The organism is Trichocoleus sp. FACHB-40, assembly GCF_014695915.1.
GTDB lineage: Bacteria > Cyanobacteriota > Cyanobacteriia > Cyanobacteriales > FACHB-T130 > Funiculus > Funiculus sociatus.
Window position 1 is genome coordinate 37,511 of sequence record NZ_JACJPF010000113.1, and the last position, 9,198, is coordinate 46,708.

11 protein-coding genes are annotated in these 9,198 nt (G+C 46.7%); 3 read left to right on the forward strand and 8 right to left on the reverse strand.

Annotated elements, in window-relative coordinates; all coding sequences use genetic code 11:
* Positions 1-21 precede the first annotated feature (21 nt).
* From H6F63_RS27560 to H6F63_RS27590, 7 genes are all read right to left on the reverse strand, one after another.
* Positions 22-663, reverse strand: a complete 642-nt coding sequence (locus H6F63_RS27560) for an LON peptidase substrate-binding domain-containing protein (protein ID WP_190419780.1) — start codon at positions 661-663, stop codon at positions 22-24.
* Between the two features lie 265 nt (positions 664-928).
* Positions 929-1,246 (reverse strand): 30S ribosomal protein S10, encoded by a 318-nt coding sequence (gene rpsJ, locus H6F63_RS27565; protein WP_190415403.1) that lies wholly within the window; start codon positions 1,244-1,246, stop codon positions 929-931.
* A 170-nt stretch (positions 1,247-1,416) separates the two neighbouring features.
* Positions 1,417-2,646 (reverse strand): elongation factor Tu, encoded by a 1,230-nt coding sequence (gene tuf / locus H6F63_RS27570; protein ID WP_190419782.1) that lies wholly within the window; start codon positions 2,644-2,646, stop codon positions 1,417-1,419.
* A 115-nt stretch (positions 2,647-2,761) separates the two neighbouring features.
* Complete coding sequence (gene fusA / locus H6F63_RS27575; RefSeq protein WP_190419784.1) at positions 2,762-4,837, reverse strand: elongation factor G; 2,076 nt, start codon at positions 4,835-4,837, stop codon at positions 2,762-2,764.
* 105 nt (positions 4,838-4,942) lie between these two features.
* On the reverse strand, positions 4,943-5,413 hold the full coding sequence (gene rpsG / locus H6F63_RS27580; protein WP_190419786.1) for a 30S ribosomal protein S7: 471 nt from the start codon (positions 5,411-5,413) through the stop codon (positions 4,943-4,945).
* A gap of 491 nt (positions 5,414-5,904) precedes the next feature.
* Positions 5,905-6,294 carry a 30S ribosomal protein S12 gene (gene rpsL / locus H6F63_RS27585; protein WP_190419788.1) on the reverse strand — a complete coding sequence of 130 codons (390 nt, stop codon included), beginning with the start codon at positions 6,292-6,294 and terminating at the stop codon, positions 5,905-5,907.
* A 100-nt stretch (positions 6,295-6,394) separates the two neighbouring features.
* A complete protein-coding gene (locus H6F63_RS27590) occupies positions 6,395-6,745 on the reverse strand; it encodes an iron-sulfur cluster assembly accessory protein (protein ID WP_190640479.1) in 351 nt (116 codons plus the stop codon).
* A gap of 269 nt (positions 6,746-7,014) precedes the next feature.
* On the opposite strand from H6F63_RS27590, the gene H6F63_RS27595 reads away from it, so the two are divergent.
* From H6F63_RS27595 to H6F63_RS27605, 3 genes are all read left to right on the forward strand, one after another.
* On the forward strand, positions 7,015-7,461 hold the full coding sequence (locus H6F63_RS27595) for a CAAD domain-containing protein (RefSeq protein WP_190419792.1): 447 nt from the start codon (positions 7,015-7,017) through the stop codon (positions 7,459-7,461).
* Positions 7,462-7,568: 107 nt separating this feature from the next.
* Positions 7,569-8,060 carry a 2-amino-4-hydroxy-6-hydroxymethyldihydropteridine diphosphokinase gene (folK, locus tag H6F63_RS27600; protein WP_190640480.1) on the forward strand — a complete coding sequence of 164 codons (492 nt, stop codon included), beginning with the start codon at positions 7,569-7,571 and terminating at the stop codon, positions 8,058-8,060.
* Between the two features lie 6 nt (positions 8,061-8,066).
* Complete coding sequence (locus tag H6F63_RS27605; RefSeq protein WP_190640481.1) at positions 8,067-8,615, forward strand: NUDIX hydrolase; 549 nt, start codon at positions 8,067-8,069, stop codon at positions 8,613-8,615.
* 322 nt (positions 8,616-8,937) lie between these two features.
* On the opposite strand, the gene H6F63_RS27610 is transcribed toward H6F63_RS27605, so the two are convergent.
* Positions 8,938-9,198 (reverse strand): IS1 family transposase (locus H6F63_RS27610; protein ID WP_277876505.1); only part of this gene is annotated, 261 nt, incomplete at its 5' end.

A 9,198-nucleotide genomic window follows, 5' to 3' on the forward strand; every position in this document is an offset into this window, starting at 1 on the left:
GCAATTAGCAATTCACTGATACTATCTCAGCGCATCTTTGAGTACAGTACGAGCCGCCAAGTGATTGCGAGTAGAGGTGAGAATTTCCGCTTCGCGTTCCAGACGTGCTGCTGTATCTTGCATTTCCAGAAGGGATTGCTGTTCAGCTGCTACATTGTAAAGATTACTGGCAACCCAAAAAGACAATTCTCTAGGGAGAGTTGGCAGGTCTTCTGGAAGTTCCATATCTTGCTCAGTCAACTTGGCTGAGAGATGCACAACATCTCTGAGCAACTGTTCGACCTCTGTAGCCAAACTTCGCAAATCTTTCTCTGGCGGATTGTCTTCAATCCATTCCACCAAACCGACTCGATAGGGCTTTTCGCGGACGTACTCCAGAACTCGAAACCGCTGCTGACCCAAGGTTAATATTTTCATCCGGTCGTCTGGAAGACGCTGCAAGTGAATAATTTCAGCGCAGCATCCTACAGTTGCGGGTTTACCTTGAACTGGGTTCCACATCAAGACCCCAAAGCGGCGATCGCTATCCAGAATCGTATTCATCATAATTCTGTAGCGAAACTCAAAAATATGTAGTGGCAAGGGTCGCCCTGGAAATAGCACCACTTCGGGCAGTGGAAAAAGGGGAAGTTCTCGAACTGCGATTGAGGAAGAGGATGCCATTGTCCCTATAGTTCACGGTAAGTGTGATTCTTTACTTACTTTAACCGATTTCTCCCCAGAATCCCAACTACGAAGCCCTTTAGAGGTTGCTCTAAAGGGCCAATAGATAGTCATTAGTCAATTGTTAGGGAATAATTGGAACTCGTCCCTAACAACTGACAAACTGTTAAACAGGACTTACGCAGTTAATTAGTGAATGCCTGATTCTGCTGTAGGGGCATGGTATTGCCATGCCCCTACAGCATGTTGACGTGCGTAAACCCTATTAAAGTTTGACTTCAATATCCACGCCTGCTGGCAAATCCAGTTTCATCAAAGCGTCAATTGTCTTCGAGGTAGGCTGGTAAATGTCAATAATGCGGCGGTGGGTACGGGTTTCAAAGTGTTCCCGCGAGTCCTTATCAACGTGAGGCGATCTCAAGAGACAGTAAATTTTCTTCCGCGTCGGTAAGGGAATAGGACCGATTGCTGTAGCTTGTGTCCGGTTTGCCGTATCGACAATCTTCTCGCAAGATGTGTCCAGCAAACGCCGATCGAAAGCCTTAAGGCGAATGCGAATTTTTTGCTGTTGGATAGTTGCCATTTTCAGTTTTCCAGGTTCAAAGTAGTTGGTAGAAGCTAGAGCCTTCGAGATTGTATCTTATGAATGAAACCTAATTTCCCAGCCAGAAAATTAGAAAGTTTGATTTAAGCGACACAGATAAGGAGCAGAAAGGCAATTGCTTTTCTGCTCCTTATTTGTTTGTCAGAATCCTACTTCAGGATTTTAGAAACGACACCTGCACCGATGGTGCGGCCACCTTCACGGATAGCAAAGCGCATTCCCTGCTCAATAGCGATCGCGTTGATCAACTCAACGGTCATTTTGATGCGGTCTCCCGGCATCACCATCTCGGCATCAGTACCATCATCTGCTGTAAAGGCTTTGATGGTTCCCGTTACGTCGGTTGTCCGCACGTAAAACTGAGGGCGATAACCTGCGAAAAACGGTGTTTTCCGACCGCCTTCTTTTTCCTGAAGGATATAGACTTCCGACTCAAATAGAGTGTGAGGAGTGATTGTACCAGGCTTAGCCAGCACCATACCCCGCTCAATGTCTTCCTTCTTGAGACCCCGAAGCAGTACGCCGACGTTATCGCCTGCCATACCTTCATCCAAGGTCTTCTGGAACATTTCTATCCCAGTCACGGTTGTGCTGCGAGTGTCGCGAATTCCGACCAGTGCAACGGTTTCCCCGACTTTTACTTTACCCCGCTCAATACGACCAGTAGCAACGGTACCACGACCTGAGATCGAGAATACGTCTTCTACAGCCATCAGGAAGGGCTTGTCAATATCCCGCTCTGGTGTTGGAATGTAGGAATCTACCTCATCCATCAACTGGTAGATTTTATCTACCCACTCATTCGTTCCCCGTGTGGTCTTGGGATTAGCAGTCATGGTTTCCAACGCTTGTAGCGCTGATCCTGCCACAATAGGAATGTTGTCACCGTCGAATTCGTAAGAACTCAGCAGATCCCGGACTTCTAGTTCCACCAATTCTAACAATTCTTCATCGTCCACCATGTCTTGCTTATTCAAGAAGACAACTAGCTGGGGAACGCCAACTTGCTTAGCGAGGAGGATGTGTTCCCGTGTCTGAGGCATGGGGCCATCTGCTGCTGACACTACCAGGATGGCACCATCCATTTGAGCTGCACCCGTGATCATGTTCTTCACATAGTCCGCGTGACCTGGGCAGTCTACGTGGGCGTAGTGGCGAGATTCGGTTTCATACTCAACGTGAGCGGTGTTGATGGTAATCCCGCGAGCCTTTTCCTCCGGCGCTGCATCAATGTCGGCATAACCCTTTGCTTTCGACCGACCCATTGCTGCCAGGGTCATGGTAATAGCAGCAGTTAAGGTTGTTTTGCCGTGGTCAACGTGACCAATTGTGCCGATATTGACGTGGGGTTTAGTCCGTTCAAACTTTGCGCGTGCCATGTGTTACGTGTTCCTTTTTCCTTTTTCCTTTGTCAGTTGGTAGCCCCAGGCGAGATGCCTGACGTCAGTTGCCAGTTGGCAAGCTACCTATAACTAACAACTGACCGCAGACTAATTATGCGTTCCCTTTGCTTTTGGCGATGATGGTTTCAGCCACGTTGCGAGGAACTTCTTCGTAATGGCTAAACTCCATTGAGAAGATACCCCGACCCTGAGTCATCGACCGGATATCCGTCGCATAGCCAAACATCTCAGCGAGTGGAACTTTCGCTGTTACCTTAGTAACACCTTGTTCCGAGTTCATGCCTTCAATTTGACCGCGACGAGAGTTGAGGTTTCCCATCACGTCCCCAAGGAAGTTTTCAGGAGCTTCTACCTCAACTTTCATCATAGGCTCCAATAGCACTGGTGAAGCCTTCATCACGGCTTCTTTAATAGCCATTGAGCCAGCGATTTTGAAAGCCATTTCTGAGGAGTCTACATCGTGATAAGACCCATCCACCATAGTTGCCCGCAGGTCAATCACGGGATATCCAGCCACAATGCCGGATTCGCAAGCTTCTTTCATCCCTTGTTCTGCTGGGCCGATGTACTCTTTAGGTACTATACCCCCAACAATTTTGGAGACAAACTCGAACCCAGTCCCAGGCTCTCCAGGCTCCACCTGAATCACTACGTGACCGTACTGACCTTTACCACCACTCTGACGGATAAATTTACCTTCAGCTTTGACGGGTTTGCGGATGGTTTCGCGGTAAGCGACTTGCGGCGCACCGACGTTGGCTTCTACCTTGAACTCTCGCAGCATTCGATCTACGAGAATTTCTAAGTGCAGTTCGCCCATCCCCGCAATTACTGTCTGGTTGGTTTCTGGGTCAATGTTGACTCGGAAAGTTGGATCTTCCTCAGACAAGGATTGCAGAGCTTTGGAGAGCTTTTCCATATCCTGCTTGGTTTTTGGTTCCACTGCTACGGATATCACTGGCTCTGGGATAAACAGGGACTCCAGAATCACTGGTGAGTTTTCGTCGCAGATGGTATCGCCTGTAAAGGTGTCTTTCAGACCCAATGCAGCGCCCAAGTCTCCAGCCCGCATTTCATCTACCTCGATCCGTTCGTCAGCTTTGAGAATGATCAAGCGAGAAATGCGTTCCTTTTTCCCCTTGGTGGAGTTGAGGATGTAACTGCCCTTTTTGATTACGCCGGAATATACCCGAATGAACGTCAAGCGTCCATAGGGATCTGCCATAATCTTGAAAGCCAAAGCTGCCGCAGGCTCTTCATCACTGGCGCGTCTAACGACCTCGGTGCCGTCTGGCAATAGCCCTTGAATTGGGGGAACGTCAATGGGTGCGGGTAGGTAATCTACTACTGCATCTAATAGCAACTGAACGCCCTTGTTTTTAAAGGCACTTCCGCACAAAAGCGGGACAATTGTGCCTGCAATGGTGCCTTTACGCAACGCCGTCCGAATTTCTTGTTCGGTTAGTTCTTCACCTTCGAGGTACTTCTCCGTCAGGACATCATCGGTTTCTGCTACGGATTCGATGAGCTTGGTGCGGTACTCTTCCGCTACTTCCTGAAGATCGGCGGGAATCTCAGTGTCCTCAACTTCTTTTCCCTGGTCGTCTTTGTAGATGTAGGCTCGCATCCGAACCAAGTCTACAATTCCCCGAAAGTCGTTTTCAGCGCCGATGGGAATTTGAATTGGGACGGCGTTTGCCCGGACGCGATCGCGTATCTGGCTATAAACTTTGTAGAAGTTCGCCCCAGTCCGATCCATCTTGTTTACAAAGGCGATCCGAGGAACTTTATATCTATCTGCCTGTCGCCATACAGTTTCAGATTGAGGCTGCACGCCGCCAACCGAGCAGAACACGGCAATCACGCCATCCAATACCCGCATGGAACGTTCTACTTCAATCGTGAAGTCTACGTGTCCTGGGGTGTCAATAATGTTGATCTGGTGATCCCGCCAACTGGTGCTGATAGCGGCAGCAGTGATGGTGATGCCCCGCTCCCGCTCCTGCTCCATCCAGTCAGTGGTAGCCGTTCCCTCGTGTACTTCACCAATTTTATGAACGATACCTGAATAGAACAGAATCCGTTCTGTTGTTGTTGTCTTGCCCGCGTCTATGTGGGCCGCAATTCCGATATTGCGTGTTCTTTCAAGCGGGACGGTACGTGCCACAGTTACCTCCTTTTATCTGTGCCGCATGGGATGCGGGCGTTACTCTCTGTTTATAATTGTATACTTTGTTAAAGGTTTTCACCTTTGATGGATGCGAGTCCGTATTTAGTACCGATAATGTGCAAAAGCTTTATTCGCTTCTGCCATCCGGTGCGTTTCTTCCCGCTTACGAATGGCGTTCCCTGTTTCGTTAGCAGCATCCATTAACTCATTTGCCAGTTTGCCTGCCATTGTGCGGCCTGGACGAGAGCGGGAAAATTGAATCAGCCAGCGCAACGCTAAGGCTGTTCCTCGGTCAGCACGGACTTCCATTGGCACCTGGTATGTGGCACCGCCCACGCGACGCGCTTTTACTTCTACCAGAGGGGTGACATTGCGAACTGCTTTTTCAAAAGTTTCCAAAGCATCGCTACCTGTTCTTTCCTCAATGGTTTTCAGTGCGTCATAGATAATCCCTAAAGCTATGGATTTCTTGCCGCTTCTCATAATCCGCCGCACCATCATGCTGACCAGGCGGCTGTTATAAACTGGATCGGGGGGAACAGGACGCTTTTTAACTACGGTACGACGAGACATAGTAAGCCTTCAATGAATAAAATGCAGAATTTCTTAAATCCCAATGGACGCGCCTCTTGATGGGATTTTTTGTTTAACAAGCCTCTTTGTGGGTTCAGGAAAGTCTACTGTGGGAATTTCACATTGAGTAAAATTCGCCCATACATAACAGTTACGTCCTGTCCCCAGCGCGTTAATTTCTTTTTGCCTCGTTGCCAACAACGAAGCAATCTTTCCTGGATTCAGATATATTTTACTGGATTCACACCCCCTAGCTTTTGTTGGTATCTCTACCGCATCAGGTGTGACTCTACGCTTCTATAACATCTCTGATGCTTCTCATCGCACAGAATCCAGTTAAAACATACTTTATCCAACTCTACCATTATTGCCTGGGTTTCATCCCAGTTTTAGCACGAGAGAGGGATGTTCCCGCGACTAAGGAAAGTGCGATCGCACAACTGCGAACATTTTGGCTTTCCAAACACCGTAATGGTAGCTTTCGGCAAAGCTTACTTCTTCGCTCCAGCTTCTTTAGGCCGTTTAGTGCCGTACTTAGAACGACCTTGACGACGATCTTTTACTCCCGCCGTGTCTAGCGTTCCGCGAATAATGTGGTAACGAACTCCTGGCAAGTCCTTAACCCTTCCACCCCGAATCATTACCACGGAGTGTTCTTGCAAGTTATGACCGATTCCGGGGATATACGCCGTTACTTCAAAGCCTGAAGTCAGACGAACTCTTGCTACTTTCCGGAGAGCTGAGTTAGGTTTCTTTGGTGTCGTTGTGTATACTCTGGTGCAGACACCCCGACGCTGCGGACAGCTCTTGAGAGCTGGCGACTTAGTTTTCTTGTTTGTGCTTAGGCGCTCATTACGGATGAGCTGCTGGATTGTGGGCATGAGTTACGGGATTTACAGAGCCTTTAGTTGAACCGAATGCAGACAAATTCTGAGTTTAGCACCATTAGTAACTTTGTGTCAATTTGTGGAGTTTGGTACTTTATCTGTCGGTTGTCGCCGGCTCATTAGTTGAGAAAGAGTTACCGCAGCCACAGCTTTCTTTGGCTTTTGGGTTGTGGAAGCGAAACCCCCCACCCATAAGATCCTCTGAGTAATCCAGGGTGAGATCGTTGATGAAATTTAGGCTTTGCTCGTCCACCACTACTTGAATCCCATCGCAGTCATATACGCGATCGCCTGGGGTCACAACTTCTTCAAATCCTAGCGTGTAGGACATTCCGGAACAACCACCACTTTGAACTCCCAAACGGAATTGGAGATTCTTGGAGTTGTGACGCTTAGATTGCAGACGCTTAATCTCGCTAGCTGCTGCCTTACTCAGATGAATCATAAACTAAGTTACTTTTATAGGGGCTACAACCAATGCTAGAGGCGGTTACGGCAATACTCGGCTATTTTTATGGATGAGAGCCTTGGAGAGCGGCGACAGAGCAAGGTTGTTCTGTTAATTTTGCTTTAAAATGCTTGTTTTTCATCATTTTAGTAGATAATGACTTCCAAGCGCAGGATTAACCTCGCTATCTTCATAAGACAAGCCAGAAATAGAACAATCGCCGCCGTAATTAACGCATCAAGTTGTTGTCATTCCCAAAAATTGATATGAATCCTGAACTTTCACGCTCCGACGATACGGCAGAAGCTGAAAACATCAAGCTTGAGGTAGAGGTAAACTCAGAAACCTTGGGAGAAAAAAGGCTATCGACAGAAAACTTTAATTCTCAATGGCAGCAGGTCGGGGAAAAAATTGCTGATTTTCTAGATAAGATGCCAAATTATATTGGCAACTTTTTCAAGTCATACAGCCGACCGCTAATTACAGTTGGGCTAATTTTTGCGTCTTTGATTACCTTAAAGCTGACGCTGGCTTTGCTGGATGCAATTGATGACTTGCCTTTGCTAGATTCGACTTTGAATCTGATTGGTCTAGGATACACAATTTGGTTCATTAACCGCTATTTACTCCGAGCTTCCAGCCGCCAAGAGCTATCTGAGGAAATTAACAGCTTTAAAGATCAATATTTAGGCAGAGGAAATTTAGACAGCTAACAGTCTCTTTGCCATGAATTCACGTTTTTGATGCAACATTTTAGATCCCCAAACCCCCCGATAAATTGGGGGGCTTTGAGGGGATTTGTGTGTAGCATATTAGGAAAATGGGATTAGAAAAGTGTACCAAAAGCGCAATCGCTCTTGGTAGCAATCTCGGTAACAGCCGCGCTATCCTCACAGCAGCTTTGGAAATTCTGGACGCAACTCCCGGAATTACCGTAATAGCACGGTCTAGTTGGTATCAAACTGTACCTATAGGGCCACCGCAACCAGATTACTTGAATGGTTGTGCATTGTTGGATGTCAAGCTGACGCCCCAGGAATTGTTAGAGACGCTGCTGAGAATTGAAGCGCAGTTTGGTCGCATCCGAAAAGAACGCTGGGGGGCAAGAACCCTTGACTTAGATATACTTCTATTTGATGATGTAATCTTAGATACGCCGACACTTGAGCTACCTCACCCTCGAATGGGGGAAAGAGCTTTTGTGCTGGTTCCTTTGGCGGAAATTACGCCAGATTGGATAGAGCCAGTTTCGGGGAAAGCGATCGCGCAACTGGTTCAGGCTGTAGACTGTTCAGGAGTCCGCCGATTGTAATTTACTATGTCGCTGGGTCAAGAACCGCCAACAGTTTTACAACAACGCCTATTCTATAAAGGGCGTAAATTTAACTATGAAGTTACCCGCCTGCGTCTCCCCAATGGTGCTGAGGGTGAGTGGGAATGCGTTCGTCATCCGGGCGGAGCGCTTGCCGTGCCAGTCACGCCAGAGGGTAAACTGATACTATTGCGGCAATATCGCTTTGCAGTTCAGGGGCGACTTTTGGAGTTTCCGGCGGGAACAATAGAGCCGAATGAAGACCCGGCGGAGACGATTAAGCGGGAGATAGAAGAAGAAACCGGGTATCGCGCTCACAAATGGCAAAACTTGGGTAAGTTTTCCTTAGCGCCTGGTTATTCTGATGAGTTTATTTATGCTTTTTTAGCTCAAGATTTGGAACTGTTAGAAAAGCCTCCTCAGCAAGATGTCGATGAAGATATTGAAACCGTTTTTATGACTCCTGAAGAGTTAGAAAAAGCGATTTTGGCAGGCGAACCTGTAGATGCCAAATCGATTTCTAGTTTCTTTTTAGCTCGTCCGTTTTTGAAGTAAATAAAATGGGGTGAGCATCTTGCTTGACCCAGAAAATATAATAAAATAGTTATACAAAAGTCGCACATTATTATATAGCAATTCTCTATTGGGTGCGATACATTTGTAGGGACATGGCAATGCCACGTTCCTAGAAAGGTCGCGGGAAGGTAAGAATTTTGATATACTCCAACCAAGTGAAAAACGCTATAAAACAAAAAACTAATAAATTTGAATAATGTAGGCACGATATTAGGAATTTTTGAAAGTCGGATTGAATCTAATAATAAGTAAAATAAGTATATAAATAATTGGTAGTGGTAAATATGTAGTGAAAAAATTACTACATAGATAGCGACGCATTATAATGATGGATAAAATACCATATAGCCCCAATGTGATTTTCTAAGTTTTTAGAAAAAGATAAAGTTTTCCTAACCAATCGAGAAATTCTTTGACGCATCGTATTATTAAATCTCTCAATATGGTTGGTCAGCCCGCTGTTTTTGCCCACGGCTTTATGTCGTTTGCTTGGAATAACCTGCTCATAAGCCGCCCAATAATCTGTATAACAAACAGCACATTGCCGATAAATTGATGGGAG

What these genes read in the sequence shown, in the direction of transcription:
- H6F63_RS27560 (WP_190419780.1), bottom strand. Translation starts at nt 663, where the DNA reads ATGGCATCCTCTTCCTCAATCGCAGTTCGAGAACTTCCCCTTTTTCCA.
- rpsJ (WP_190415403.1), bottom strand. Translation starts at nt 1,246, where the DNA reads ATGGCAACTATCCAACAGCAAAAAATTCGCATTCGCCTTAAGGCTTTC.
- tuf (WP_190419782.1), bottom strand. Translation starts at nt 2,646, where the DNA reads ATGGCACGCGCAAAGTTTGAACGGACTAAACCCCACGTCAATATCGGC.
- rpsG (WP_190419786.1), bottom strand. Translation starts at nt 5,413, where the DNA reads ATGTCTCGTCGTACCGTAGTTAAAAAGCGTCCTGTTCCCCCCGATCCA.
- rpsL (WP_190419788.1), bottom strand. Translation starts at nt 6,294, where the DNA reads ATGCCCACAATCCAGCAGCTCATCCGTAATGAGCGCCTAAGCACAAAC.
- H6F63_RS27590 (WP_190640479.1), bottom strand. Translation starts at nt 6,745, where the DNA reads ATGATTCATCTGAGTAAGGCAGCAGCTAGCGAGATTAAGCGTCTGCAA.
- H6F63_RS27595 (WP_190419792.1), top strand. Translation starts at nt 7,015, where the DNA reads ATGAATCCTGAACTTTCACGCTCCGACGATACGGCAGAAGCTGAAAAC.
- folK (WP_190640480.1), top strand. Translation starts at nt 7,569, where the DNA reads ATGGGATTAGAAAAGTGTACCAAAAGCGCAATCGCTCTTGGTAGCAAT.
- H6F63_RS27605 (WP_190640481.1), top strand. Translation starts at nt 8,067, where the DNA reads ATGTCGCTGGGTCAAGAACCGCCAACAGTTTTACAACAACGCCTATTC.